This is a genomic window from Ruegeria sp. CJ9, assembly GCF_056536625.1.
Window position 1 is genome coordinate 932071 of sequence record NZ_JBQFPY010000001.1, and the last position, 23314, is coordinate 955384.

The window sequence follows — 23314 nt, forward strand, 5'->3', positions numbered from 1 at the left end:
AAGGAAGTTAACATATGTCCTTGAAAAACCCGGCTGCCCTGGAATTTCTGCAATCGCGCCGGTCCCGCCCTGCCAAAACGCTGATTGCTCCGGCCCCGACGCGGGATGAGCTGTTGCCGCTTTTGACCGCCGCCGCCCGCAGCCCCGATCACGGCAAGCTGGAGCCGTGGCGCTTTATCGTTCTTGAGAAAGGCGCAATGCCGCGCCTGTCCGGGTTGACGCACGAGCGGGGCGTTGCCCTGGGCAAGACGCCCGAGGACATCGCAAAAGCGCAAAGCCAGTTTGACATGGGCCATCTGGCCGTTGCCGTGGTCGAGGTGCAGAAACCATCCGAAAAAATCCCGGCGATTGAACAGACCTATTCGGCTGGTGCTGTCTGTCTGGCCTTACTGAACGCGGCGCTTGCAGCGGGTTGGGGGGCGAACTGGTTGTCCGGCTGGCAAACCCATGATCCCGAATTCTGCCGTCAAGCCTTTGGCTTGCAAGACAACGAGCGCATCGTTGGCCTGATCCACATTGCTACCGAAGGCACGGCCCCGCCAGAACGTCCGCGCCCGGATGTGGCAGCGCTGACCGAATGGGTCGAGGAATGATGATCCTCAACGCGTTTTTTGCGGCGCTTGGTCAGATCGGAGACCCCAAGTTCCGCGCAGTCCTGCTGCGTGGCATAGGTCTGACGGTCGCGCTGTTGATCGCGGCCTGCGCTGGTGCGATCTGGTTAATCAACAGGCTGTCCGGGGATGAAATTTCACTGCCTTGGATTGGCGCCGTGCCGTGGCTGAACGATGTACTGAACTACTCCGGCATTTTTGTGGTGTTGATACTGCCGGTTTTTCTGATGATGCCAGTCGCCTCGGCGATTACGTCTTTGTTTCTGGAAGAGGTCGCGCAGGCGGTCGAGGATAAACACTATCCCACCCTGCCCGCCGTTCCGGGCATCCCGTTCAACGAAGGGTTAAGGGATGCGGTTAGCTTCATGGGCGTGCTGGTTGTGGCCAACCTGCTGGCGCTGATCCTCTACGCGATGTTCCCACCACTAGCGCCGTTTATTTTCTGGGCAATGAACGGGTTTCTGCTGGGTCGGGAGTATTTCACGCTGGCCGCGATGCGAAGGATCGGGCGGGACGGCGCGCGCAAGCTGCGCGCCAAACACTCCGCCACCATTTGGCTGGCCGGCACCTTGATGGCCATTCCCCTCTCGGTGCCGCTGGTGAATCTGGTGATCCCAATCCTCGGGGTTGCCACTTTCACCCATATCTATCACAAGCTGTCAGGTCTCTCGACCTGACGCTCAGTTCCGCGGTTCCAGTTGGTTCAGCCAGTCGAAATCGCGCACCGAGATCACGCCAGAGATGATAATCCCGGCAATAACAGCCCAGAGCACCACCGAAATCCCGGTGGTGATCCACATCTTTTTCTTCATGTGATGCACCTCCGGCGCGCCCGCATGGGTGCCCGGAACGATATCACCCAGATCGCCTTGCGTTTTGATACGGATGGGCAACACAACCAACAGCGTCATGAACCAGATGACGGCAAACAATACCAGTGCAGCAGTGATCGTCATGACAGCCTCGCTTGATTAAACCTGTTCTAGTTCGACCAGACAGCCGTTAAAGTCCTTGGGATGCAAGAACAGTACCGGCTTGCCATGCGCGCCGATCTTCGGCTCGCCCGATCCCAGAACGCGGGCACCGGTTTCCTTTAGGTGATCACGGGCAGCGATAATGTCTTCGACCTCATAACAAACATGGTGGATGCCGCCTGCCGGGTTCTTTTCCAGAAAGCCGTTGATCGGGCTGTTTTCACCCAGCGGGTACAGCAATTCGATCTTGGTGTTGGGCAGTTCGATGAACACAACGGTAACGCCATGATCGGGCTCATCCTGCGGCGCGCCGACCTTGGCGCCCAGTGCATTGCTATATTGCGCGGACGCGGCCTCAAGATCGGGTACGGCAATGGCGACGTGGTTCAGACGACCAATCATTGAACTCTCCTGTGTTCTGCGTTGCCGCGGTTATGGGGGCAGTTTGGCCAAAGAACAAGTGCGCCAAATTGCCGTTAACCCTGTGTTAGCCAGAAGTTCCTAGCTTAGGGCATCTGCTGATTAGGAGTTCTGCCATGGACGATTCGAGCCCCTTCGCCTCACCCGCGCAGCCGACGGCCACGCGGCCTCTGCTGGGTCAAACCATTCTGGTTGTCGAAGACAGTCGCTTTGCCTGTGACGCGATCCGGCTGATGTGCCTGCATAGCGGTGCGCGTATCCGGCGGGCGGATTGCCTGACCTCGGCCCGGCGCCACCTGCAGATCTATCGCCCTTCTGTCATTCTGGTGGATATCGGCTTGCCAGATGGGTCCGGTGCCGACCTGATTGCCGAATTGGCCGAAGCAACCCCACGTATCGGCGCCATTCTGGGCATGTCCGGCGACGATCACGGTCAGGAGGCTGCGTTGCAAACAGGTGCCGATGGGTTTTTGAACAAACCCCTGAAATCACTTTCTCATTTTCAGCAGTTCATTCTGGAAAACCTGCCACAGGATCGTCGGCCCAACAACCTGCACGCCATTCGGGATGAGGTTATTCACCCGGACCCGATGGCCTATCAAGACGACATGGCCCATATCGCAGATGTACTGGCCGGGCCGAACGATCATCGAACTTTGGATTATGCGGCCCAATTCCTGATCGGCGTTGCCCGGGATGCCGAGGATACGGTTCTGGCGGATGCCGCGCAGAAACTGGCCGAAACGCGCGCAGGCGGAGGACCAGTTACGGCGCTGGCCGCAAAGGTCGCCGGCATCGTTCAGGCGCGACTGGAACAGCGCGAGGCGATCTGAATTGATAACGGCGTATTTTCTGACATCCACGATCCTGACGATCTGGGCCTATTCTCAGACCCGTGCAACAGCCCGGAACATCCGTGTTGCACGCGGATCAAAATCCTGTCCGTTGACCGACACTGAAGCAACACAGCAATTACCGCAGAATATTAACCACAGGCTTGTGGCACCTGATCCAAAGGAAAAACCCGCCGCAGGGGCTGCGGCGGGTGATTGATCAATCCTGTGGGATGATCCGCAATCCCAATTCCATCAACTGATCCGAGGTCGGATCGGATGGCGCGTCCATCATCAGGTCTTCGGCGCGCTGGTTCATCGGGAACATCATGACTTCGCGGATGTTGGCCTCATCAGCCAATAGCATCACGATCCGGTCGATCCCCGCAGCACAACCACCGTGCGGCGGAGCGCCATAGTGGAAGGCGTTGAACAGCGCACCAAAGCGGCTTTTCACCTCATCCTCGCCATAGCCTGCCAGTTCAAAGGCTTTCAGCATGATCTCAGGCTTGTGGTTCCGGATCGCGCCCGAGACCAGCTCATACCCGTTGCACGCCAGATCGTACTGATATCCACGCACGTCCAGAGGATTACCCTGCAGCGCCGCCATACCACCTTGCGGCATCGAGAATGGGTTGTGTTCAAAGTCGATGGTGCCGGTTTCTTCGTCCTGTTCGTAGATCGGGAAATCTACGATCCAGGCAAAGGCAAAGCGGTCTTTCTCGGTCAGACCCAACTCCTCACCGATCACATCGCGCGCCTTACCCGCCACCTTTTCAAAGGCCTTCGGCTTGCCGCCCAGGAAGAACGCGGCGTCACCAACACCCAGACCCAGCTGTTGACGGATTGCCTCGGTCCGCTCGGGGCCGATGTTCTTGGCCAACGGACCTGCGGCCTCCATGCCTTCGCCCTGATCGCGCCAGAAGATATAGCCCATTCCGGGCAGACCCTCTTTCTGGACAAAAGCGTTCATGCGGTCACAGAACTTGCGGCTGCCACCCGTCGGCGCAGGAATGGCGCGGATTTCGGTGCCTTCCTGCTCCAAAAGCTTCGCGAATATCGCGAAGCCAGAATCGCGGAAGTGGTCGGAGACCACTTGCATTTTAATAGGATTGCGCAGGTCCGGCTTGTCGCTGCCATACCAAAGTGCCGCGTCCTTGTAGGAGATTTGCGGCCACTCCTGATCAACCTTGCGACCACCGCCGAATTCCTCGAACACACCGGTCAGAACGGGCTGGATCGTGTCGAACACGTCCTGCTGTTCAACAAACGACATCTCAAGGTCAAGCTGATAGAAATCGGTGGGTGAGCGGTCGGCACGTGGGTCTTCATCGCGGAAACACGGCGCGATCTGGAAGTATTTGTCAAAGCCCGACACCATGATCAGCTGCTTGAACTGCTGCGGCGCCTGCGGCAACGCATAGAACTTGCCCGGATGCAGACGCGAAGGCACCAAGAAGTCACGCGCGCCTTCCGGCGACGACGCAGTGATGATCGGCGTCTGATATTCGCGGAACCCCTGATCCCACATGCGACGGCGCATAGACGCCACAACGTCCGAGCGCAGCGTCATGTTCTGCTGCATCGCCTCGCGGCGCAGGTCCAGATAACGATAGCGCAGGCGGGTTTCTTCGGGGTATTCCTGATCGCCGAACACCATCAACGGCAGCTCATCAGCGGCGCCCAGCACTTCCAATTCGCGCACGTAAACTTCGATCTCGCCGGTGGGCAGTTTCGGGTTTACCAGCTCAGCGTCGCGCGCTTTGACAGTGCCGTCGATGCGGATACACCATTCGGACCGAACCTTTTCCAGCTCGGCAAAGGCGGCGCTGTCACCGTCACACAGAACCTGTGTCACTCCGAAATGATCGCGCAGGTCGATGAACAGCACGCCACCGTGATCTCGGACACGATGCACCCAACCGGACAGGCGGACGGTTTCACCGACATTGGCGGCGGTCAGAGCGGCGCAGGTGTGGCTGCGATAGGCATGCATGAAAATATCCCTTCGGGCGCAGAATTCGTCGCGCCGATACACCCTGTCAGGCATGGAAAGTCAAGGCAGGTCGCGCTGTCAAAACGGCCTTTGCACGTTGCCCGAGTAGAAATAGATACCCAGACCGGCGGCAAAGATGATATTTCCCGCGATCGCGTGCAATAAGACCGCGTAGAAAAACGATCCGCGTTTGCGATAGGCCCAGGTGAACAGCAACCCTCCGGCAAAGGTCATAACGGCGACGATCCAGCTCCAATACATCAGATGTGCCAGTGAAAACAGCGCAGCGTTCAGCAGATAGGCCGCGCGTCCGTTTGGCAAGATTTCGTGATAGCGGCGGAAGAACAGGGACCGGAACAAAAGCTCTTGCGGCAGGGCCGACAGCAAAGGGTAACCAATCCAAATCACCAGAAGGAATTCGGGTCGATTTCGCAGTAGGAAAAACGCCGCCTCGGGTCGCATTGCCATCACAACCACGGCGCAAATGATCGTCATGGCTAAGGTAAACAAAGCAACCTCGCGCCAGGACCAGTTGCGCCAGTTGTACCGCAGTTCAGCCCAGGCAAAGTCGGGCGTAAAATGCAGCAACACAATCCCGATGGCCGTGAAGGTGAACAATGAGGGGAACATCCAGTCGGGTGGAAAGAACACCGCGATCAACACCGGCGCGGCAATGAAAAACAATCCAAATTCCAGCCGTAATCGCAGATACGGCACCCCGCTGTCCGCCCAATCGGTTTGTTTACTCACTGTATTGCCAACTCCGCCCGGATCAGACCACGCAACGAATTCCCCATATAGAGTTTTTCTGCGTTTTTCAGGTCGGTCAAGGTCAGGGCGGCTTCGGTAACCTCTTTATTACTCAGCAATTCTTCGCGCAGAATGCCGGGTAGAACGCCGCTGGACAACGCAGGCGTTAGGCGACGGCCATCCGGCATATGCAGAAACAGATTGGTGATGGTGCCTTCGCACAGCTCGTCGCGTTCGTTCAGAAACAGGACCTCGTCTATGCCTTGAGGCAAAGTCGCTCGAGTGGTGTCGTATATGGAACGTTGTGTTGTTTTGTGCTGCAACCAGATGTCAGACGCGGTCAGGCGCGGTTCGGCAATGGCGCACCGCCAGATCGTCGGATTATCGGCCAATGCTCCGGTCGTTACATCCAGCTGACCACCTGCGGTCAGCGTCAGTCGACACCTAAGCGGTGATGAGCCACCCACGCCGTTCAACAGATCAATGGCGCGGTCCGCGTCAAAGGAAATCCCAAAGGCTTGGGCGGATCGGGCCATCCGAGCCAAATGCCGATCACGTCGCACGAACCCCTGTTCTGGCCGAAAGGCCAGCGTTTCGATTATGCGGAAGTCAGGATCAGCTGGTGGGCAAAGCGGGCTTTCCATAACGCTTCCTCGTATTCCGACGGGGCTGTGCTGTCCCAGACCAGGCCACCGCCCACGTTCAGAGTGGCTCTGCCATCCTCAACCATTAGCGTGCGGATCGCTACGTTGAACTCGGACCGGCCGTCCGGGGCCGCCCAGCCTATGGCGCCGCAATAGATGTCGCGAGGCCAAGGCTCCAAATCGGCCAAAATCTCCATCGCACGGATCTTGGGCGCACCGGTGATTGAACCACAGGGGAACAGCGCCATCAGGATATCGGACAGCTCGGCCCCCAAATGCAGATGCGCCTGCACCAACGACACCATCTGATGCACAGTCGCATAGGTTTCGACTTTGAACAGCTCGGGCACTTTGACCGATCCGGGCAGCGCAACACGGCTAAGGTCATTTCGTAGAAGATCGACGATCATCAGGTTTTCGGCCCGATTCTTTTCGTCAATCGACAGAAAGGCCCGGCGTCGCGCGTCCTCGGCCATATCATCGCTGCGAGGTTGCGTGCCTTTCATCGGGCGGGTTTCAATCCCTCGATCCGCATCGGTACGAAAGAACAACTCGGGCGAGCGGCTCAGCAAATCAGGCAAGCCGTCCTGCTGTACCAGCGCGCCGTGACCCACCGCTTGCCCAGAAGCCAGTGCGGCATATAGCGCGGTGCTGTCGCCCTGGATGGTCAGGTCGATAGGAAAGGTCAGGTTGGCCTGGTAGATATCCCCGGCCCCGATGGCGTCATGAACCTGTTGAAAGGCGCGCGTATACCGTGCCTCATCCCAGCGGGGCTCAAATCCGGTGACGCCACCAGCTGCCGAGGGAAGATCGCGTTGCACTGGGGCCTCATAAACGCCAAAGCACAACAAAGGCAGACGGCGATCCGCGGGCAGTCGGTCAGCCAAGCGCGGCTCAAGCACATAGCCCAGCTCATAACTGGCATAACCGGCAAGCCACGCACCGTCGGCGCGCGCCTCATCCAGCGCCACCAGAGCCTGGGGCACGTCGTCCGGCTTGTCTGCACGGATCACACTGGCTGGCCGGTCGAAACTTGTTCCGGGTCCGGCTGGCCCTTGATCGAAACGAATACGCAATTGCATCCTCATTTGTCGTGCTGCGCGGTATAGAGAATACGACGGCAAGGGAAAGAGGTGAAAGCGGCAATTTCGTCACCGTTTCCGATACCCCTTGAACCTTTTCGCGCGGTCCCTATAACGCAGGACAATTTGGGCGCATGGGGGCGCCCTGACTCGCAGACAACCGAAGGAACCAGGCCATGCCCAGAAGAACCGACATCCAGTCGATCATGATCATCGGAGCGGGGCCCATCGTCATCGGTCAGGCCTGCGAGTTTGACTATTCCGGCGCCCAGGCCTGTAAGGCGCTGCGCGAAGAAGGATACCGGGTCATCCTCGTGAACTCAAACCCGGCCACCATCATGACCGACCCGGGGCTGGCTGACGCCACCTATATCGAACCGATCACCCCCGAGGTTGTCGCCAAGATCATCGAAAAAGAACGCCCCGACGCCTTGCTGCCCACCATGGGCGGGCAGACCGGCCTGAACACCTCGCTGGCGCTGGAAGAGATGGGCGTGCTTGAAAAGTTCGGGGTCGAGATGATCGGCGCCAAACGCGACGCCATCGAAATGGCCGAAGACCGCGCCCTGTTTCGCGAGGCGATGGACCGGCTGGGGCTGGAAAACCCCAAGGCAACCATCGTGACCGCTCCCAAGCGCGAAGACGGTTCCACCGATCTGGATGCCGGTGTGCAGATGGCGCTGGATGAGCTGGAAGAAATCGGCCTGCCCGCCATTATCCGCCCTGCCTTTACCCTGGGCGGCACCGGTGGCGGCGTGGCCTATAACCGTGAGGATTATATCCATTTTTGCCGCTCGGGCATGGATGCCTCGCCCGTCAACCAGATCCTCGTCGATGAAAGCCTGCTGGGTTGGAAAGAGTATGAGATGGAGGTGGTGCGCGACACCGCCGACAACGCCATCATCGTCTGCTCCATCGAAAACGTCGATCCGATGGGCGTGCATACCGGCGACTCGATCACCGTGGCCCCTGCCCTGACGCTGACCGACAAGGAATACCAGATCATGCGCAATGGTTCGATCGCCGTTCTGCGCGAGATCGGCGTTGAAACCGGCGGTTCGAACGTACAATGGGCGATCAACCCCGATGATGGCCGCATGGTTGTGATCGAGATGAACCCACGTGTATCGCGCTCCTCGGCGCTGGCGTCCAAGGCGACCGGTTTCCCGATTGCGAAGATCGCCGCAAAACTTGCCGTGGGTTACACGCTGGACGAGTTGGATAACGACATCACCAAAGTCACCCCGGCCTCGTTCGAGCCTACGATCGACTATGTAGTCACCAAGATCCCGAAATTTGCCTTCGAAAAATTCCCGGGGTCCAAACCCTACCTGACCACTGCGATGAAATCGGTGGGAGAGGCCATGTCCATCGGCCGCACGATCCACGAATCGATGCAAAAGGCGCTGGCCTCGATGGAATCGGGCCTGACCGGGTTTGATGAGATCGAAATCCCCGGGCTTAACGTCGGTGTCTGGGAAGAAGCCAGCGACAAAGCTGCCGTCATCAAGGCGATCAGCAAACAGACCCCCGACCGTCTGCGCACCATCGCGCAGGCCATGCGTCACGGTCTGACCGATGACGAAATCTTTGGCGTCACCAAATTTGACCCATGGTTCCTGGCCCGTATCCGCGAGATCATCGAGGCTGAGCGCGTTGTCCGCAAAGATGGCCTGCCGGTGACCGAAGACGGCATCCGCAAGCTGAAAATGCTGGGCTTCACCGATGCTCGTCTGGGCAATCTGACCGGCCGGGATGAGGACAACGTCCGCCGCGCCCGCCGCAATCTGGGCGTCAACGCCGTGTTCAAGCGTATCGACACCTGCGCCGCCGAGTTCGAAGCACAGACGCCTTATATGTATTCAACCTACGAAGCGCCCATGATGGGCGAGGTCGAATGCGAAGCGCGCCCGTCTGACCGCAAAAAAGTTGTCATCCTTGGCGGTGGCCCGAACCGGATCGGTCAGGGCATCGAGTTCGATTATTGCTGCTGCCACGCCTGTTTCGCACTAACCGAAGCGGGATTTGAAACCATCATGGTCAACTGCAACCCCGAGACGGTCTCGACCGACTATGACACCTCGGACCGGCTGTATTTTGAACCGCTGACCTTTGAACACGTCATGGAAATCCTGACGAAAGAGCAGGAGAACGGCACGCTGCACGGTGTGATCGTTCAGTTCGGCGGCCAAACCCCGCTGAAACTGGCCAATGCGCTTGAGGCTGAAGGTATCCCGATCCTCGGCACCACGCCGGATGCGATTGACCTTGCCGAAGACCGTGAACGCTTTCAGGCGCTGGTCAATGATCTGGGCCTGAAACAGCCCAAGAACGGCATCGCCTCGACCGATGAACAGGCGCTGGAGATTGCCGACGAGATTGGCTTCCCACTGGTCATCCGCCCCTCTTACGTTCTAGGTGGCCGCGCGATGGAAATCGTGCGCGATATGGAGCAGCTGAAACGCTATATCAACGAGGCTGTAGTGGTCTCGGGCGACAGCCCGGTTCTGCTGGACAGTTATTTGGCCGGTGCGGTTGAGCTGGATGTGGATGCCATTTGCGACGGTGAGGCCGTACATGTCGCTGGCATCATGCAGCATATCGAAGAGGCTGGCGTTCACTCGGGTGACTCGGCTTGTTCGCTGCCGCCCTATTCGCTGTCGAAAGAAATCCTGGATCAGATCAAGGATCAGGCGTTCAAGCTAGCCAAAGCTCTGAATGTCGTCGGCCTGATGAATGTGCAGTTCGCCATCAAGGATGGCGAGATTTATCTGATCGAGGTCAACCCGCGCGCCTCACGGACCGTACCGTTTGTCGCAAAGGCGACCGACAGTGCCATCGCATCGATTGCCGCGCGTGTCATGGCTGGTGAGAAGCTGGCGAACTTCCCGCAGCGCCCGCCTTATCAGGACGGTCAGGACACCAAGATCGCAGACCAGATGACACTGGCTGATCCGGACATGCCGTGGTTTTCGGTGAAAGAGGCGGTGCTGCCCTTTGCTCGTTTCCCCGGCGTCGACACCATTCTGGGTCCGGAAATGCGCTCGACCGGTGAGGTCATGGGCTGGGACCGCGACTTCCACCGCGCTTTCCTAAAGGCACAGATGGGTGCTGGTATGGTACTGCCGTCCTCGGGTCGTGCGTTTATCTCGATCAAGGATGCCGACAAGACCCCCGCGATGCTTGAGGCCGCGCAGGTTCTGACCGGGCAAGGTTTTTCTCTGGTGGCCACACGCGGCACCCAGTCCTGGCTGGCTGAACAGGGTGTAGCCTGTGATGTGGTCAACAAGGTCTATGAAGGCCGCCCTGACGTGGCTGACATGCTAAAAGACGGTCAGGTGCAATTGTTGATGAACACCACCGAAGGCGCACAGGCGGTCGAGGACAGCAAGTCCATCCGTTCAATCGCGCTCTATGACAAGATCCCCTATTTCACCACCGCGGCCGCCAGCCATGCTGCCGCGCTGGCGATCAAGGCACAGGCCGAAGGCGATGTTGAGGTGAAGTCGCTGCAGGGCTAACTCCCCTGGGGTGAAACCCGCGCATTTTGAACCAAACACACCGCGCCCGTTGACCCCGTGTCTTCGGGCGCGCATCTTTTTTGCAAACGAGCAGAAGGAAAACAAAATGCGCAGGTTTATGGTTCTCGCCGCTTTGATGACGCTTGCCGCGTGTGATGTGCCGCTGATCCCACTGATCTGACGCGAACCGCAGGGCCGTTTTCGCTTTCCCTGTGTTGTCGCGGGCAGCATGATGCTGTTCTGACAACCGGTGAAACCATGCGCCTTTACACCACATACGGAACCAATGACTTGTCCCGGGCCATCCGGTTCTATGACGCGATCTTTTCTGTACTGGATCAGCCGCGCCTTCCGGGTTGGTCAAAGGATCGCGCGGGCTGGGGAAACCATCCCGATGCCGGGACAGGGTTTTGGGTCTGTACGCCATTTGATGGTGAGGCGGCCTGCGTGGGCAATGGAACGATGATTGCTTTTCCGGCCAGCAGCGCAGCGCAAGTTCGGCGTTTTCACGTGGCAGGTCTGGAATTTGGGGGCACGGACGCAGGTGCGCCGGGCATTCGGGACTATTACGCGCCTGATTTCTATGTCGCCTATCTGCGCGACCCGGACGGAAACAAGCTATCCTGTTTTTACTATCATTATGATCCGGAAAAGGACCCGGGCGACTGAAACGCCGCCCGGTACCAGTCAGGCCTGTGCAACCTCGCGTTTTTCATCGCGTGCAAAGAACACCATGTAAAAGACCGGAGCCGCGACCATGGTCAGGATCGTGGCAAAGGCCAAACCGCCCATAATCGTCACCGCCATCGAGCGGAAGAACGCGTCCGTCAGCAACGGTGCCATCCCTAGTATGGTGGTGATCGCCGCCAGCATCACAGGGCGCAAACGCGAGACAGAAGCTTCGACAATCGACTCGCGCAGGGGCTTGCCGGTGGCGCGGACCAGATCAATCTCTTCGACCAGAACGATCCCGTTCTTGATCAGCATCCCCGACAGGCTCAGCAGCCCCAGCAGCGCTGTGAAGGTAAACGGCAGACCCGTCCCCAACAGCCCGATCACGACGCCGTTCACCGACATCGGCACCAACAGCCAGATGATGATCGGCTGGCGTATCGCGTTAAAGATCAACACTGAGATCAGCACCATGATCAGCAGGCTCAGGGGCAACTGACGTCCTAGGCTTTCGTTGGCCTCGCCAGCGTTTTCGAACTCTCCCCCCCATTCCATGCGATAACCGGGTGGCAGGTCCATGTCTTCGATGGCCGCGCGTACCTCAGAATGGACCTGTGCCGCCGTCATGCCGGGCGGGATATCAGCCCCGACGGTGATCGTCAGCACGCGGTCACGACGATGCACCAGCGTGTTGAGCGGCTTGTATTCGAACCCATCGACCATTTGCTCGATTGGAACGAACTTTTGCGATTCTTCTGAAAACACCACCTGATCGACGATCGAATAATCCCCGTCCGCGGGACGGCGTATGATGATGGGGATCAGACGGTCCCGCTCACGGAATTCTCCGGCGGTGATCCCGTCCGTGGAAAACTGCAAAGTCGCGGCAATATCTTCTCGGGACACACCTGCGGTCTGCGCCCGCTCGGTCGCATAGATCGGCTGCACTGCCAGCTCCTGCTCGCGCCAATCATGATAGACGTTCAGCGCATTAGGGGAAGCCTCGCGCATTTTCAACACCGCCTCATCGGCTAGCTGGCGCAATACCTTCGGATCACTGCCCGAGAACCGGGCTTGGATTGGGTCTCCGCCGCCCGGGCCGAAGATCAGGCGTTTGGTACGGAATTTGCCCTCGGGGAATTGTGCCTGCCCAAACGCTTCCAAATCCGCCTGCAAAACTGGAATGTCATCCAGCGTTTCAGTACGAATGATCATGTGCCCATAGCTGGGGTTTGGTTTTTCGGCCGAATAGGTCAACAGGAACCGAGTTGCGCCCTGCCCGACAAAGGTGGTGACGGACACGACATCGTCGCGCTCGGCCAGCCAGTCTTCGAAGACCGCCATATCCTCAGCCGTGCGCGCGATGGGCGTGCCTTGCGGCAGGTTGTAATGCACGAAAAACAGCGGTGTGTTCGAGTCAGGGAAAAACTGCTGTTTCACCAAACCAAAGCCAGCGAAACAGGCCACCGTCACCCCGACCAGCGCGGCAATCACCAGCCAGCGCATCCGCAAGGACCACCGCAGGATCGCACCGTAGACACGGAACATGATGCCGCCATAAGCGTCCACCTCGCCCTCTTTTCCCTGCTTGAAGAAGTAATGCCCCAGCATCGGCGTCACCGTAAGCGCCAGAACCCAACTAAGCAGCAGCGAGATACCAATTACCGCAAACAACGAGAACAGAAACTCACCCGTCGCATCCGGGCTAAGGCCAATACCGGCAAAAGCCATGATGCCGATGACCGTCGCCCCCAACAACGGGATTTGCGTTTTCGACGCCGCCTCATCAGCCGCATCGCGGGAATTTTTACCGCGCAGCATGGCGATCTGCATTCCCTCGGCCACCACGATGGCGTTGTCCACCAGCATCCCCATCGCAATGATCAGGGCGCCCAGCGATATTCGCTCCATCTCGATCGAGAAGATCGACATGAACAACAGTGTCCCAACTACGGTCAGCAGAAGGGTCGAGCCCACGACCACCGCCGCGCGCCAGCCCATGAAGATAGCCAAAACCGCTACAACGATGCTGACTGACATGGCCAGGTTCACCAGAAAGTCGTTCGAGGCCTGTTCGACCACCACATGCTGCTGATAGATCGGCAGGATTTCGACCCCAAAGGGAATCTGAGGGTCCAACTCGGCGAATTTGGCATCGGCACGCTGGCCGACTTCGACGATATTCTCGGTCGACAGGCCCGCGATTCCCAGCGTAAACGCCTCGGTCCCGTTGAACCGGATCATGACCTCGGGGTCGGTCTGACGGCCACGAAAGACGTGCGCCATGTCGAATAGGTTGATCACCTGCCCCTGCGACCCCAACGACAAACCGGCAATGGCAGAAACTGTATCTGACCCTTCGGCCGTCAGGATCGTGGTGCGGTCATTCTCAGTTCGGACCGATCCAGACGCATTAACCGAGTCCGCGTTGGCAATGGCCTCGTTGATGGACGGGATAGGCACGTTCTGGTTGACGGAAATGGCCAGATCGGGTTCGACAAAGATCGCCTCGTCCGGCAGGCCCATCACCTCAACATCCGCGACACCGGGAACGGTCAGCAATTCGCGCCGCAAAAAAGTGGATAACTCATGCTTTTCAGCGTCCGAAAACCCTTCGGCCGTGACAGCGTAAAACAGGCCGAACACATCACCGAACCCGTCATTCACCATTGGTTGGCTTACGCCCGATGGCAATGCACGCGATGCGTCGCGCACCTTGGCGCGCAGCTTGGTCCAAATTTCAGGCAGTTCTGTACCGTCATAAGTCGATTTGATCTCGACCTCGATCAGCGAAAATCCCGGTTGGTTGACCGAGGTGATCGTATCAACCTCGCCCATCTGCTGGATGGCAGATTCCAATGGTTCCGAGACCTCGAGCGCCACTTCTTCGGCTGTGGCGCCTGGGTATTGCGTTGCTATGACGGCATTCTTGATGGTGAAGGCCGGGTCTTCCAGACGACCCAGCGACAGGAAGCCCCAAATTCCCCCAAACAGGGCAATCAGGATGATCAGCCACGTATAAATCGGCCGGTCGATCGAGGCGCGCGCGATGTTCATCTGTTTGCCCTCAGTTCGCAAAGCCAGCAAAGCGGCGTACGGCCTGACCGTCGGTCAGCGCACTGCCGCCAGCGACAACGATTTCGTCACCGTCCGACAGACCGGTCAGCACTCGGACCTCGCCGGTCTGGGTGGGCTCGATGGTGACAGGAACGTATTGAACGGCGCCTTCGTCGGCGCCAACTGGCGAAAACACCATGACGCCCAAAGCTCCATCAGCGCCTGCAACGATGGCCGCGGCCGGAATGACGATACCGGTTCGGCCATCCTCTACCTGAACAGTCACAGTCACGGACGAGCCCGGCAGGATTTGCAAACCCTCCGGCGGGGTTAGGCCGAACTGAATGCGGAATGTCTGCCCCACGGTTGAGCTTTCGGCATCAAACTCACGAATCTGAAGGGGGAATACCTCGTCACTGGTCGGGAATTTCGCGGTGATCGTATAGCTTTCTTCCTGACCCGAACGCTGAAACAGAATCTCGGGCACATCGACCTCGATCCGCAATTCCGACATGTCGTGAATGCGCACGATGGGGGCGCCAGCTGACACGGTGGTAAAGGCTTCGACCGCCCGGCTGGACACTAGCGCGTCGAATGGCGCGGTCAGAGTCGCATGTTCAAGATCGTATTCCGCATCCCGCACGGCGATATCAGCCAGTTGCGCCTCTGTCTCCGCATCGTCCACGGCCACTTGGCTGGCGGTGGTACCCCGCAATCGAGACAAGCGAGCCACGGTTCGGTCCGCCTGATCCTTTTGCAGGACCGCGCGGTCGTACCGGCGCTGGAAAGGTGCTTGATCCAGCTGCGCGATCAACTCACCCTTGGGGATCACAAAACCTTCGGTCACCGGCATCTCAACAATCTGACCCGAGACCTGAAAGGCCAGATCAACGGTTTGTCGGGCGGCCACGCGCCCAAAGAACTGGCGTGAAAAGCCCGGTGCGGTTTCGCGCACCTGCATCAGCTTGACCGGCTTGGCGGTTTCTTGAGCCAGAACCGGTGTCGTCAGCGCGATCAGGGTCGCACTCAGAACAGAGAGGAGTTTCATTTCGTCAATCCCTCGGGAATTCCTGTTTTCAGGATGTTGTCTCGGATTTTGCGCGCCAATCGCGCGAATTCGGCAGTTTCCTTTGCATCCAATCCGGATGCGCGGTGAAAAAGGTCACCGGCTTCGGACACCAGCATATTCCGGGCCTCTTCGCCCTGCTCAGTCAGAACCAGCAACCAGGCACGGCGGTCTTCGGGGTCACGTTCACGCGTCAGATAGCCAGCTTTTTCCAAACCGTCCGCCGTGGCGGTTATGGTCGAAGGGACACTCAGCATGTCGGCCGCCAGAACGCCCATACGCTTGGGTTGATCCAGTTTGATCAACATGTGGCATTCCGGATGGCTAAGTTCCGTTTCAATGCAATCGAACGCCTCTTCCAGCTTCCAGTACAGGGCATACACACCCATGATTGACTGGATTTCAGGGCTTAGGCGGCCAAGCCTGTCGCTTATGTTGTCTGGCATTGGGAGCTCCGTGTGTCCGTGGCGTCATATACTTCAGATTATGAACCATTCAAGTTGTGAAGCAGTAATTTGACTGGTTTCGCTGCATTCCCTTGGGTCACCTTCTCTTGATCAAAACCCGCAGCGACTGCATTTTAAGCGGATTCGAAACATTCAGGACCCGCCATGTATACGCCCGCAATCACCGGCACCGGTGTTTTCACGCCCGAGAACGTCATCACCAACGCCGAGCTTGTCGCCGCCTTCAACGCCTATGCCGACACGCAAAACGCCAAAAATGCCGACGCGATTGCAGCGGGTGAGATTGAACCGATACAGCATTCGTCCGTAGAATTCATCCTCAAGGCATCGGGTATCGAGAACCGATATGTGATGGATAAATCCGGTGTGCTGGACCCAGACGTGATGCATCCCCTGCTTCGCCAACGCGGCGATGACGAACCCGGCATCATGACCGAGATGGCCGTGGATGCCTGCAAAAAAGCGCTGGCTCAGGCGGGTCGCAGTGCCGAAGATGTCGATCTGGTGATCTGCGCCGCGTCAAACCATGAACGCGCCTATCCTGCGATCGCGATCGAGATTCAGCAGGCGTTGGGCACCAACGGCTTTGGCTTCGACATGAATGTCGCCTGCTCCTCGGCTACGTTCGGTATTCAGGCAGCGGCGGACATGGTGCGCTCGGGCTCGGTCCGGTCAGCGCTGGTGGTCAACCCCGAAATCTGTTCGGGTCACCTGGAATGGCGTGATCGCGATTGCCACTTTATCTTCGGCGATGTGGCCACGGCCACCTTGGTCGAGCGGATCGAAGACGCGACGGGCCCGCATTTCGAAATCCTCTCGACCCGCTGCGCCACATCCTTCTCGAACAACATCCGCAATAATAATGGCTTCCTGCGCCGCTCGCGCCCTGATGGGGTGATCGACCGGCGAGACATGCAATTCATGCAAAACGGCCGGAAAGTGTTCAAGGAAGTGCTGCCGATGGTCAGCAAACACATCTCGGATCACATGGAATCCGAAGGGGTTGGCAGCAGCGACCTGAAACGCCTGTGGCTGCATCAGGCAAACAAGACGATGAATGATTTCATTGGCAAAAAGGTACTGCGACGCGAACCCGAAGCGGGTGAACAGCCCAATATTCTGCAGGACTATGCCAACACATCCTCAGCCGGGTCGATCATCGCGTTTTCCAAGTATTCCGATGATCTGTCGGATGGAGATGTTGGTCTTATTTGTTCGTTCGGCGCTGGGTATTCGGTGGGATCGGTGATCGTGAAGCGGCACGGGTAACGGCCTGTATACAGAAGCCGCGTAAAAGAGTTCGCCTGTCCGCTTTGAGCCCAATTTGACCAATGCCGCAGGTTGCGTAAATGTCAGCTTTTAGGATTTTTGATATTGGGACAGTACGTCTCTAATTCGATCCAGAACTGTGTCGATTTCTTCTTGCGTAAGTTGGACTAGCTCCAACACTATCTCCGACTGGTGGGTTAAATGGTCCATGATCCAGATCGAAGGTTCACCGGCTTTCAAAGCTGCTGCCATTTGTGCCGCATCAGGAAATTCTGACGACTTGGCAATGCAGAGATGCGCTCGATCAAATGGCAGATTTGTAGGATCAGGATTTGCATTGGCCGTGATACCTTCAATCGTGTTCGCTACTGAGACAAATCGGGCAACCTTTTCCTTTTGTTGTGACGACCAAGCCTCTTTGTTAAGCTGTTGGCGAAGCTTCAAAGCAGTAAGGACACCGAGGAGAGCTTCCTTTGATGCCTTCATGCCGCGCCCTATTCCTTTTTCCTGTGCTCTGACTGCTGAAACCAGATCGGGCTTTCCAAGAACCAAACCTGATGTTGGGCCAGCTAAGTATTTTTGGCCGCTAATGAGAACCACGTCAGCTCCGGTATCCAGCAAGTCTTCAATTCGAAAATCCTGGGCCGCGCCATCAATCACCACTGGCAGATCATGTTCATGGGCCGCAGAGACTGCTTTTCGAAAATCCAGCATTTCGCCTCCAGTAAGTCTGGAGGAAACAAGCACTAAACAACACGCATCCAGTTTTGAACAAGCGTGAGCAAGGTCCTCAATGCCGCAAGCCGAATTGTCGCCCACAAGCTCCGGTTTCGCACCTGCAAGTCGGATAGCTTGCTCAATGGGATGACCGTAATTTACTGCGTGTTTTGCAGGCAAAATGACTCGGCTCTTGAGACCGCTTGCATCGGGAAGCTGTTTAATCGCGCCTGGGGAACAACCGGTCATAGAGGCCGCTACAGCCAATGTAATCGCAGCCGCACTGCAATGTACGACAGTGGCCGCGCTCGCATTGGTCATTTCGGCAATTTCTCGACACACTGCATCATGGAGATCATCCATAATGAAGTGACGCCCTAAAGCATCGGAAACAGCTTCACAGACTTCTTTTGAGGATCGAGAAACACCAAGAGGTGTAAAAACACCTCTAGCATTGATCACTTCTGAGAGCGTGTTTTGCGTTCCAATCAGCATATGGCAATTCTAGACTAAGTATCTGCCAATGCATAGGAAGCTGACCTTCAAATCGCCGGCAGTAAAGTCCGGATTGTCCGCAAAGCAGACCTTTGAAGCCCGACTCTGCAGGTATTATTCGCGGGAAGGTTAACGATCAGAGTTAGCTCACGCTTTCCTCTTCCAGATGCAGCTTCATCTCGATCAGCACCTGTTGCAGCAGGCTGGTTTCCTTCAGAAGGCGTTTGGCCTCGTTCACGGTTATGATGCCGTCTTCGATGGCGGCCTGATATTCGGTCATCAGCATGGCGAACCGCTGGCTCAACGCGATCACGTCCGAATTCACCCCACCGGTGCGCGGGCTTTCGGTGTTGCGACCGTCATACGACAGCGTGATGTTTTTCAGATCGGCCAGCGCCGAGGTAACATGCGGGTAGTTTGACACAGCCTCAAGCCGGGCCACGGCGTCCACAGGCATGAACCGGTCGGCGTGTTCGGCATTGTCTGAATAATACCGCCCCAGAGTCGCCTTGGATTTTCCAGTGATCTCACACGCGGATTCAATGCCGACGTCTTTGACCAACGCCTCTGTGTGCTTTTTCAGGTAGGCCCCGATATCTGCCATGTTTGTACCTTTGCTGCCTGTGCCCTCCACAACATCTGCCACTGTGGGGGAAAGGGACAGGAAATTTCCCATATTCGATTCATAGTTGAAATGTCATAAATTGGCTATCCCTCAGATATGCAGGGGTTTTGTGAGTGAGTGGCGGCCGTTCCGGCCGGTAAAGAGTGATTGCGGGGCGCAATTTAAGCCCCGTTCGGTATAGGCCGCATGTTGGCCGACGGCGTCGCTGTTGTAGGCGCAGGGGATCCATCCCCTTTGAGCGTACGCTCTGTCCCTGCAATGACAACGGCGACGTCGCTTCCTTAACGGGTTTTGATGCCTTGCCCAGGCAGGTCTTGCCAATTAGACCCGGGTGCATGGCAAAGCTCTACTTCAATTATTCCACCATGAACGCGGGTAAATCGACCGTCTTATTGCAAGCCTCGCATAACTATCGTGAGCGGGGCATGGACACCTATTTGATGACCGCTGCCCTGGATGGGCGCGCTGGTGTCGGGAAAATTGCGTCGCGGATCGGGATTTCCGCAGACGCCGATACGTTCACAACCGAAGATGACGTCTTTGCCATGATCCGAGCGCGGCTGGATCAGGGCAATATCGCCTGCGTTTTTATAGATGAGGCGCAATTCCTGACGGAAGATCAGGTCTGGCAACTTGCCCGTGCGGTAGATGACCTAAACGTGCCGGTATTGGCTTATGGGTTGCGAGTGGACTTTCAGGGGCGTCTATTTCCGGGCTCAGCAGCGCTGTTAGCTCTGGCTGATGAAATGCGTGAGGTGCGCACCATCTGCAAATGCGGGCGCAAGGCGACGATGGTGATTCGTCAGGATGAGAACGGCAACACCATCACCGAAGGTGCACAGGTGCAGATCGGCGGGAACGAGACCTATGTCTCGCTCTGCCGCAAACACTGGCGCGAGGCGGTCGGATCTTAGACCGGATTTGGCAACGGCCGTCCCTCGACAAAGGCCGCCACGTTGTCCAGTGCCATATGCCCCATGTCGCTGCGCACTTCCTCGGTGGCTGTGCCAAGATGTGGTAACAGGGTCACGTTATCCATATCACGCAGCGCCTGCGGAACGGCGGGTTCGAATTCATACACGTCCAGCCCGGCGCCCGCGATCTGGCCGGACTGTAGGGCGGCGATCAGGGCGGTCTCGTCAATGACCTCACCGCGGGCGATGTTTATCAGAATGGCTGATGGATTCATCGCATCTAGCACCTGCGCGTTGATCAGGTGACGGGTTTCAGCCCCGCCAGGCACGGCAATCACGAGGAAATCGACCGACGCCGCCAAAGACGAAAGGTCGGGGATATATTCAGCAGGAAACTCTACCTCCTTCGGGCTGCGTGACTGATACGCCACCTGCATCGCGAACCCGAAATGACAGCGCCGGGCAATGGCCTGACCGATCCGGCCCATACCAACGATTCCGACTCGCTTGCCGGTAACGTGGTGGCCCAGCATCTGCGTTGGATGCCATCCTTGCCAGTTGCCCGCGCGGACCAGCCGTTCGCCCTCGCCCGCGCGACGGGCCGTGGATAACAACAGGGTCATGGCGATATCGGCCGTCGCATCGGTGACTGCACCGGGCGTGTTGGTGACCGCGACACCAACGGTACGCGCGGCGTCGACGTCGATATGGTTGTAACCGACACCAAAATTGGCCAGGAGTTTGCACCGAGGGTTGGGGGCATCCGAGAAAATCTGGGCCGAAAACTGGTCACCCAATGTGGGCACGACCACATCGAAATCCCTTAGTGCGCGTAGCATTTCCTCGGACGTCATGGGCAAGGTGTTGCTACGAATTTCCACATCGAACGCGCGGCGAGCGCGGGCCTCGACGGCGGCGGTCATTGGGCGGGTGATCAGCAATTTCATCAGTGCATCCGCCCGCCGATAGGAACTTCGCCATCCGGGCCGATCAAGACCACTTCACCGTTTTCATCGGGCAAGCCTAGTACCAGAACTTCAGACATGAACCGACCGATCTGGCGCGGGGGGAAGTTCACTACGGCCATCACCTGCTTGCCCACCAGCGTCGAAGGATCGTAATGCGCGGTGACCTGGGCCGAGGTTTTCCGCTCACCAATCTCATCCCCAAAATCGATCCACATCTTGATCGCAGGTTTACGGGCCTCTGGGTAAGGTTCGGCCCGGATCACCTCGCCCACGCGGATGTCGACCTTGAGAAAATCGTCGAATGTAATCTCACTCACGGGACAGCTCCTTGGATCGATCTGTCGCAGCTTTGACTGCACGGTGCAGCAGGTTGGGGAAACCTTCTTCCTCGTGCATCAGCACCTCAAGCGCGGCTTGGGTTGTGCCGTTAGGCGATGTGACATTGACGCGCAGTTGCGAGGGGTCTTCCTCTGCCGCCATGGCCAATGCCCCTGCCCCGGCTACAGTGGATTTAGCCAGCTTCATCGCCAGCTCATGTGGCAAGCCCTGTGCCTGACCAGCGGCGGCGAGCGTTTCAATCAGGTGAAAGACATAGGCCGGGCCTGACCCGCTGAGCCCGGTGACGGCGTCCATCTGCGCCTCATCTTCCAGCCGAACGGTCTCGCCGATGGCAGACAGCAGGTTTTCAGCCAATGCCACATCCGCGTCCGAAGCCTTCGCATTGCCGATAAGCGCCGTGATTCCCTGCCGGATTGCGGCTGGCGTGTTTGGCATGGCGCGCACGATCGGGGTGTCTTTGCCCAGAACGGCCTCGAACGTGGCAATCGATGTCCCCGCTGCGATCGAGACAAACAGGCTGTTACCTCCGCCCAACGTTTTGATCGCAGGCAGCGCCTCGCCCATCATCTGCGGCTTGACGGCCACTAGTACCACGGCGGGGGCCACGGGCAGCGGGGTGTTGATGTTGACGCCCTGCGCCTTAAGCCAGTCCGAGGGGTTAGGATCAATTACCCAGACCGCTGACGCAGGAAGGCCATGCTCTAACCATCCGGCGAGCATGGCCGATCCCATCTTGCCGCACCCCAGAAGAACCAGCCCCTGTTCGGCAACGCGTGACATGTCCATGATTGCCCCTCTCCTCATTCGGTTCGGGGCAAAGCTTTACGCGCGGCCGTAGGCCTCTGCAATGGCGACTTGTATCGCTTCTTCGGGGGTCCGATTGCCCCATGTGACCAACTGGATCGCCGGATAGTAGCGCTCGGCGCTCAGCACCGCGGCGCTGATCATCGTGTCGATCTGATCCGGGCTGGCCATCTGACCACCGGCCAGAACCAGACCATAGCGATAAACCATCAGCTTTTGATTGGCCCAGTACGTAAACGCCCCGGCCCAGCACTGATCATTCATCTTGTTCAGCAGTTCATACAGCTTGGCTTCGCGATCCGTCGGTGGCTCCATCTCGAACGAGCACACCATGCGCAGGGTTTCGTCATAGTTCGACCAGGCCAACGTGATCGAGTATGTGCGCCACTGCCCTTCGACGGCCATGGCAATCTGATCATCCCCGATCCGGTCAAAGTCCCAGTCGTGATGTTCAGCAATATGTTCAACAATATCGATCGGATGAAGGTCTTCTTCGAGAAACTGCTCGGAAAGGGCCATAATGCCACCTCACTAATCTCTAGCCTCTTAGGGGCTGGCAGCGCCCCAATGCTAGTTGCTTACTCTACAAGCCGGGGCCAACCCCGTCTGCCTGTACTAAATATGGTGCGATGCGAGATGGGTTCTGGCAACCCTATTTATTGGGGATAACAGCAATAAGTTGTGGACAGTCGGCAACGGCGATCAAAATATTGGCACGAATTGTAGCTTTGTCTTGATTAATCTCAGCAGGGCGGCATGATGCACAACACCGCACAACCCAAGTTCGGATTGCGCGGCGGATAGCTTTAGCCAAAAATCAGATTTTTGGGGCGTTACTTGTCCAGCTTTGCCTCAAGCGCGGCTATGCGGGATTCCAGCGCTGCGTTTTCTTCACGCGCTTTTTGGGCCATCGCGCGAACGGCGTCGAATTCTTCGCGTGTGACGAAATCGCGGTCGGCCAGCCAGCGGTCGATCATCGACTTCATCGCATTCTCAGCCTCTTCCCGTGCGCCCTGGGCCACGCCCATGGCGTTGGTCATCAATTGGGAAACATCATCGAGAATCTTGTTGCGGGTTTGCATGGCTCTAC

At 57.7% G+C, this 23314-nt stretch carries 23 protein-coding genes; 7 read left to right on the forward strand and 16 right to left on the reverse strand.

Going from position 1 to position 23314, the window contains the following annotated elements:
- Positions 1 to 14 precede the first annotated feature (14 nt).
- Together ACR0AJ_RS04685 and ACR0AJ_RS04690 are read left to right on the forward strand one after the other, a co-directional pair.
- Positions 15 to 593, forward strand: a complete 579-nt coding sequence (locus tag ACR0AJ_RS04685) for a nitroreductase family protein (protein WP_170347878.1) — start codon at positions 15 to 17, stop codon at positions 591 to 593.
- Positions 593 to 1288 (forward strand): EI24 domain-containing protein, encoded by a 696-nt coding sequence (locus tag ACR0AJ_RS04690; protein WP_170516636.1) that lies wholly within the window; start codon positions 593 to 595, stop codon positions 1286 to 1288. Before ACR0AJ_RS04685 ends, ACR0AJ_RS04690 begins: the two co-directional genes overlap by 1 nt.
- A 3-nt stretch (positions 1289 to 1291) precedes the next feature.
- Here ACR0AJ_RS04690 and ACR0AJ_RS04695 read toward each other — a convergent pair whose 3' ends face one another.
- Both ACR0AJ_RS04695 and mce read right to left on the reverse strand, forming a co-directional pair.
- Positions 1292 to 1567, reverse strand: coding sequence for a DUF1467 family protein (locus ACR0AJ_RS04695; RefSeq protein WP_170347877.1), 276 nt, complete (start codon positions 1565 to 1567; stop codon positions 1292 to 1294).
- Between the two features lie 15 nt (positions 1568 to 1582).
- The gene (mce, locus tag ACR0AJ_RS04700) at positions 1583 to 1987 is read right to left on the reverse strand and encodes a methylmalonyl-CoA epimerase (protein ID WP_170347876.1); all 405 of its coding nucleotides are present in this window, start codon (positions 1985 to 1987) and stop codon (positions 1583 to 1585) included.
- A 134-nt stretch (positions 1988 to 2121) separates the two neighbouring features.
- Here mce and ACR0AJ_RS04705 point away from each other — a divergent pair, with 134 nt between their 5' ends.
- The gene (locus ACR0AJ_RS04705; RefSeq protein WP_480740210.1) at positions 2122 to 2838 is read left to right on the forward strand and encodes a response regulator; all 717 of its coding nucleotides are present in this window, start codon (positions 2122 to 2124) and stop codon (positions 2836 to 2838) included.
- Positions 2839 to 3058: 220 nt separating this feature from the next.
- Here ACR0AJ_RS04705 and aspS read toward each other — a convergent pair whose 3' ends face one another.
- The 4 genes from aspS to ACR0AJ_RS04725 all read right to left on the reverse strand — a co-directional run bounded on the left by aspS (position 3059) and on the right by ACR0AJ_RS04725 (position 7310).
- Complete coding sequence (gene aspS, locus ACR0AJ_RS04710) at positions 3059 to 4834, reverse strand: aspartate--tRNA ligase (protein ID WP_480646028.1); 1776 nt, start codon at positions 4832 to 4834, stop codon at positions 3059 to 3061.
- A gap of 78 nt (positions 4835 to 4912) precedes the next feature.
- Entirely contained in the window at positions 4913 to 5584 is a 672-nt protein-coding gene (locus ACR0AJ_RS04715; RefSeq protein ID WP_480646026.1) for a CPBP family intramembrane glutamic endopeptidase, read from the reverse strand.
- Positions 5581 to 6228 (reverse strand): aminotransferase class IV family protein, encoded by a 648-nt coding sequence (locus ACR0AJ_RS04720; RefSeq protein ID WP_480740211.1) that lies wholly within the window; start codon positions 6226 to 6228, stop codon positions 5581 to 5583. Before ACR0AJ_RS04720 ends, ACR0AJ_RS04715 begins: the two co-directional genes overlap by 4 nt.
- Positions 6183 to 7310 (reverse strand): aminodeoxychorismate synthase component I, encoded by a 1128-nt coding sequence (locus ACR0AJ_RS04725; protein WP_425081090.1) that lies wholly within the window; start codon positions 7308 to 7310, stop codon positions 6183 to 6185. The genes ACR0AJ_RS04720 and ACR0AJ_RS04725 overlap by 46 nt, the downstream gene beginning before the upstream one ends.
- A gap of 176 nt (positions 7311 to 7486) precedes the next feature.
- Between ACR0AJ_RS04725 and carB the strand changes: the two genes are divergently transcribed.
- Both carB and ACR0AJ_RS04735 read left to right on the forward strand, forming a co-directional pair.
- The gene (gene carB / locus ACR0AJ_RS04730; protein WP_480740213.1) at positions 7487 to 10831 is read left to right on the forward strand and encodes a carbamoyl-phosphate synthase large subunit; all 3345 of its coding nucleotides are present in this window, start codon (positions 7487 to 7489) and stop codon (positions 10829 to 10831) included.
- Positions 10832 to 11089: 258 nt separating this feature from the next.
- Positions 11090 to 11500, forward strand: coding sequence for a VOC family protein (locus ACR0AJ_RS04735; RefSeq protein WP_170347869.1), 411 nt, complete (start codon positions 11090 to 11092; stop codon positions 11498 to 11500).
- Between the two features lie 18 nt (positions 11501 to 11518).
- Here the strand turns inward: ACR0AJ_RS04735 and ACR0AJ_RS04740 are convergent, their stop codons facing one another.
- Genes ACR0AJ_RS04740 through ACR0AJ_RS04750 form a run of 3 tightly spaced genes read right to left on the reverse strand, consistent with a single transcriptional unit; the run spans position 11519 to position 16072 of the window.
- Entirely contained in the window at positions 11519 to 14560 is a 3042-nt protein-coding gene (locus tag ACR0AJ_RS04740) for an efflux RND transporter permease subunit (RefSeq protein WP_170347868.1), read from the reverse strand.
- Between the two features lie 10 nt (positions 14561 to 14570).
- Positions 14571 to 15608 (reverse strand): efflux RND transporter periplasmic adaptor subunit, encoded by a 1038-nt coding sequence (locus ACR0AJ_RS04745; protein WP_170347867.1) that lies wholly within the window; start codon positions 15606 to 15608, stop codon positions 14571 to 14573.
- Positions 15605 to 16072, reverse strand: a complete 468-nt coding sequence (locus tag ACR0AJ_RS04750) for a MarR family winged helix-turn-helix transcriptional regulator (protein WP_170347866.1) — start codon at positions 16070 to 16072, stop codon at positions 15605 to 15607. The genes ACR0AJ_RS04745 and ACR0AJ_RS04750 overlap by 4 nt, the downstream gene beginning before the upstream one ends.
- A gap of 165 nt (positions 16073 to 16237) precedes the next feature.
- On the opposite strand from ACR0AJ_RS04750, the gene ACR0AJ_RS04755 reads away from it, so the two are divergent.
- Positions 16238 to 17362, forward strand: a complete 1125-nt coding sequence (locus tag ACR0AJ_RS04755) for a beta-ketoacyl-ACP synthase III (protein WP_170347865.1) — start codon at positions 16238 to 16240, stop codon at positions 17360 to 17362.
- 90 nt (positions 17363 to 17452) lie between these two features.
- Here ACR0AJ_RS04755 and ACR0AJ_RS04760 read toward each other — a convergent pair whose 3' ends face one another.
- Positions 17453 to 18574 carry a PLP-dependent transferase gene (locus tag ACR0AJ_RS04760; protein ID WP_480646015.1) on the reverse strand — a complete coding sequence of 374 codons (1122 nt, stop codon included), beginning with the start codon at positions 18572 to 18574 and terminating at the stop codon, positions 17453 to 17455.
- A gap of 142 nt (positions 18575 to 18716) precedes the next feature.
- Positions 18717 to 19178, reverse strand: a complete 462-nt coding sequence (locus ACR0AJ_RS04765) for a hypothetical protein (protein ID WP_170347863.1) — start codon at positions 19176 to 19178, stop codon at positions 18717 to 18719.
- 356 nt (positions 19179 to 19534) lie between these two features.
- Between ACR0AJ_RS04765 and ACR0AJ_RS04770 the strand changes: the two genes are divergently transcribed.
- Entirely contained in the window at positions 19535 to 20113 is a 579-nt protein-coding gene (locus ACR0AJ_RS04770) for a thymidine kinase (RefSeq protein WP_170360506.1), read from the forward strand.
- Here ACR0AJ_RS04770 and ACR0AJ_RS04775 read toward each other — a convergent pair.
- The 5 genes from ACR0AJ_RS04775 to ACR0AJ_RS04795 form a co-directional block, all read right to left on the reverse strand.
- The gene (locus tag ACR0AJ_RS04775; protein WP_170408993.1) at positions 20110 to 21060 is read right to left on the reverse strand and encodes a 2-hydroxyacid dehydrogenase; all 951 of its coding nucleotides are present in this window, start codon (positions 21058 to 21060) and stop codon (positions 20110 to 20112) included. The two genes, ACR0AJ_RS04770 and ACR0AJ_RS04775, sit on opposite strands and share 4 nt — an antisense overlap.
- On the reverse strand, positions 21060 to 21398 hold the full coding sequence (locus tag ACR0AJ_RS04780) for a tRNA-binding protein (RefSeq protein WP_170408992.1): 339 nt from the start codon (positions 21396 to 21398) through the stop codon (positions 21060 to 21062). Before ACR0AJ_RS04780 ends, ACR0AJ_RS04775 begins: the two co-directional genes overlap by 1 nt.
- Positions 21391 to 22206 carry a pyrroline-5-carboxylate reductase gene (gene proC / locus ACR0AJ_RS04785; RefSeq protein WP_480740214.1) on the reverse strand — a complete coding sequence of 272 codons (816 nt, stop codon included), beginning with the start codon at positions 22204 to 22206 and terminating at the stop codon, positions 21391 to 21393. Before proC ends, ACR0AJ_RS04780 begins: the two co-directional genes overlap by 8 nt.
- Positions 22207 to 22242: 36 nt before the next feature.
- The gene (locus tag ACR0AJ_RS04790; RefSeq protein ID WP_170347858.1) at positions 22243 to 22743 is read right to left on the reverse strand and encodes a type III secretion system chaperone family protein; all 501 of its coding nucleotides are present in this window, start codon (positions 22741 to 22743) and stop codon (positions 22243 to 22245) included.
- 314 nt (positions 22744 to 23057) lie between these two features.
- Entirely contained in the window at positions 23058 to 23306 is a 249-nt protein-coding gene (locus ACR0AJ_RS04795; RefSeq protein WP_037308471.1) for an accessory factor UbiK family protein, read from the reverse strand.
- Between the last annotated feature and the right edge of the window lie 8 nt (positions 23307 to 23314).

What these genes read in the sequence shown, in the direction of transcription:
- ACR0AJ_RS04685 (WP_170347878.1), top strand. Translation starts at nt 15, where the DNA reads ATGTCCTTGAAAAACCCGGCTGCCCTGGAATTTCTGCAATCGCGCCGG.
- ACR0AJ_RS04735 (WP_170347869.1), top strand. Translation starts at nt 11,090, where the DNA reads ATGCGCCTTTACACCACATACGGAACCAATGACTTGTCCCGGGCCATC.
- ACR0AJ_RS04750 (WP_170347866.1), bottom strand. Translation starts at nt 16,072, where the DNA reads ATGCCAGACAACATAAGCGACAGGCTTGGCCGCCTAAGCCCTGAAATC.
- ACR0AJ_RS04755 (WP_170347865.1), top strand. Translation starts at nt 16,238, where the DNA reads ATGTATACGCCCGCAATCACCGGCACCGGTGTTTTCACGCCCGAGAAC.
- ACR0AJ_RS04725 (WP_425081090.1), bottom strand. Translation starts at nt 7,310, where the DNA reads ATGCAATTGCGTATTCGTTTCGATCAAGGGCCAGCCGGACCCGGAACA.
- ACR0AJ_RS04740 (WP_170347868.1), bottom strand. Translation starts at nt 14,560, where the DNA reads ATGAACATCGCGCGCGCCTCGATCGACCGGCCGATTTATACGTGGCTG.
- ACR0AJ_RS04795 (WP_037308471.1), bottom strand. Translation starts at nt 23,306, where the DNA reads ATGCAAACCCGCAACAAGATTCTCGATGATGTTTCCCAATTGATGACC.
- ACR0AJ_RS04765 (WP_170347863.1), bottom strand. Translation starts at nt 19,178, where the DNA reads ATGGCAGATATCGGGGCCTACCTGAAAAAGCACACAGAGGCGTTGGTC.
- carB (WP_480740213.1), top strand. Translation starts at nt 7,487, where the DNA reads ATGCCCAGAAGAACCGACATCCAGTCGATCATGATCATCGGAGCGGGG.
- ACR0AJ_RS04770 (WP_170360506.1), top strand. Translation starts at nt 19,535, where the DNA reads ATGGCAAAGCTCTACTTCAATTATTCCACCATGAACGCGGGTAAATCG.
- ACR0AJ_RS04745 (WP_170347867.1), bottom strand. Translation starts at nt 15,608, where the DNA reads ATGAAACTCCTCTCTGTTCTGAGTGCGACCCTGATCGCGCTGACGACA.
- ACR0AJ_RS04720 (WP_480740211.1), bottom strand. Translation starts at nt 6,228, where the DNA reads ATGGAAAGCCCGCTTTGCCCACCAGCTGATCCTGACTTCCGCATAATC.
- ACR0AJ_RS04695 (WP_170347877.1), bottom strand. Translation starts at nt 1,567, where the DNA reads ATGACGATCACTGCTGCACTGGTATTGTTTGCCGTCATCTGGTTCATG.
- ACR0AJ_RS04790 (WP_170347858.1), bottom strand. Translation starts at nt 22,743, where the DNA reads ATGGCCCTTTCCGAGCAGTTTCTCGAAGAAGACCTTCATCCGATCGAT.
- ACR0AJ_RS04775 (WP_170408993.1), bottom strand. Translation starts at nt 21,060, where the DNA reads ATGAAATTGCTGATCACCCGCCCAATGACCGCCGCCGTCGAGGCCCGC.
- ACR0AJ_RS04760 (WP_480646015.1), bottom strand. Translation starts at nt 18,574, where the DNA reads ATGCTGATTGGAACGCAAAACACGCTCTCAGAAGTGATCAATGCTAGA.
- ACR0AJ_RS04690 (WP_170516636.1), top strand. Translation starts at nt 593, where the DNA reads ATGATCCTCAACGCGTTTTTTGCGGCGCTTGGTCAGATCGGAGACCCC.
- ACR0AJ_RS04705 (WP_480740210.1), top strand. Translation starts at nt 2,122, where the DNA reads ATGGACGATTCGAGCCCCTTCGCCTCACCCGCGCAGCCGACGGCCACG.
- proC (WP_480740214.1), bottom strand. Translation starts at nt 22,206, where the DNA reads ATGGACATGTCACGCGTTGCCGAACAGGGGCTGGTTCTTCTGGGGTGC.
- mce (WP_170347876.1), bottom strand. Translation starts at nt 1,987, where the DNA reads ATGATTGGTCGTCTGAACCACGTCGCCATTGCCGTACCCGATCTTGAG.
- aspS (WP_480646028.1), bottom strand. Translation starts at nt 4,834, where the DNA reads ATGCATGCCTATCGCAGCCACACCTGCGCCGCTCTGACCGCCGCCAAT.